General features: G+C 58.3%; 2 protein-coding genes and 1 pseudogene. 1 reads left to right on the top strand and 2 read right to left on the bottom strand.

Annotated elements, in window-relative coordinates; all coding sequences use genetic code 11:
• Positions 1–171: 171 nt before the first annotated feature.
• The gene (locus tag L979_RS12720) at positions 172–753 is read right to left on the bottom strand and encodes a GNAT family N-acetyltransferase (protein ID WP_081994499.1); all 582 of its coding nucleotides are present in this window, start codon (positions 751–753) and stop codon (positions 172–174) included.
• Positions 754–1,165: 412 nt separating this feature from the next.
• Positions 1,166–1,306, bottom strand: coding sequence for a hypothetical protein (locus tag L979_RS15995; RefSeq protein WP_156125585.1), 141 nt, complete (start codon positions 1,304–1,306; stop codon positions 1,166–1,168).
• Between the two features lie 130 nt (positions 1,307–1,436).
• Between L979_RS15995 and L979_RS15990 the strand changes: the two are divergent.
• Positions 1,437–1,670: pseudogene (locus L979_RS15990) on the top strand (tyrosine-type recombinase/integrase); the annotation flags it as partial.
• Positions 1,671–1,728: the final 58 nt, after the last annotated feature.

Below are 1,728 nucleotides of genomic sequence, written 5' to 3'. Positions count from 1 at the left end.
GGGGCTGCAGGGGCCTTTGTGACTGGCGGTGACGGAGGGATTTGAATTCTCCCGGCATGACTGGTGTTCAGTGTGATCCCTGTAATTGCGCGGTTCTGGGTCACTCGTGATGTTCGTAGATCATCGTGTTTCGTGGTCAAGTGTGGGCAAATAATGGGCAGGGACAGCTGCCTATAGGTTCCCGTGGGCAGCTTGAAGCGCGATGGAAACGCTCGGTGCAGACCACAGGGAGACACATTCGGACATGAGGTCAACTTTGCTAAATCCGAAGCTCTGAAATAGGTGCTGACTTGGCTCATTGTCGATGTGAATCTGTGCCATGACGACGATTTCATCATCATTTAAACCATTGAGTTGAGTTGTGGCCTGGGCAGACTCCAGGGCGCACACAAGGGCTTCACGCCCGAGTCCTTTCCCTTGATGTTCCTGTCCTACGGCAATGGCGCGGATTTCGTAGGCAGGAAGTCTTTCGTCGCCGAGAGACACTTCGCCGTATGCGTAATAGACAGCTGCCCTAAGTGTTTCCTGATGGGGGTCGTTAGTGGCGGCAAAACCTAACAGGAGAAGCGCATTCTCCTCGGTGAGAGGGATGCGTACATTACGAAAAAGTGACTGCACGTCTAGTTCGTACTGCCTGGGATGAAATTTCCTCCGCAACCTATAGTTGTATTCAACCTTCGGAGGATCTGTGCAGATGAAATCTTTTAGTGACTCGCGGTCGTCTGCGCGGGCCTCACGCCAATTTAGTACCATGCGAACGCTTCTGCATCCGAGACTTCATGGCGTGGGCCTTGATGTACGCCTCCCGGGAGAACGTTGCAAAGTCATCACGGTATGCTTCGGCGCGTCCCTGGCGCTCTGAGTCCGTAAGCCCATCTGTACCGACGGGCGCGCTGGCGTCACTGTCGGCCCGAAAGCCCCGCATGGGAGTCAGGGCGCGTGCATTGGTGATGCGCATGGCGGTAGACATTGCTTTGTGTTCCTTTCGATGGCAAGGCTCAACGGATGGGCTCCCAATAGGTGGTCTCCAGGTTGTCCTTGCTTGGTTACCTACTGTGCCACAAGGTGCTGGCCGATGCCAGATGGCGTGCACCATAGGGAGGGGAGGTGCAGTTTTATTGCTGGTCAAAGCGCATTTAGGTGTGGATTTCTGCCCTCCTAGCGCTCAGGTCTGCTCCGGATCCCAAGCCCCGTCCACGACTTGCAGGTGCGCCCGCCCGACGTTCTCCTGGGCCTCGAGTTCGGACATGCGACGCACAATCCGCTGGTACTCCTTCAGCAGCGGCGCGATGTCCCGCGTCGGCATCGCCTCCAAATCTAAGTGCCTCCCCACCAGGAGCGCGGACGCATCCAACCGGTCGAGGAGCGTGTCACGCTCACTCGCCTCCGTGGCCGTCATGATCGGGCCCGACCGTGCCACCGTTTCAGCAACACCACCCCGGATCACACCGCACGATCTGCGGCACACTGCAGCCGCATTCGCGGTGTCGGCCGGCGCGAACGTGAAAGTCGTCCAACGGATGCTCGGACATTCCTCCGCAGCCATGACCTTGGACGTGTACGCAGACCTGTTCGACGACGATCTGAACGCCGTGGCCACTGCCCTCGATCACGCTGTGTCGCAGACGAATGTGGGCAAAATGTGGGCAGACGCCTCACCCCGAGTATGACAAAGGCCCCCGCCTCCCCGGAATCCCGGGGCTGCAGGGGCCTTTGTGACTGGCGGTG

The organism is Kocuria sp. ZOR0020, assembly GCF_000800955.1.
GTDB lineage: Bacteria > Actinomycetota > Actinomycetes > Actinomycetales > Micrococcaceae > Kocuria > Kocuria subflava.
Note: the sequence above shows the minus strand (reverse complement) of the source record. Positions and strands in the feature narration are given on the sequence as shown.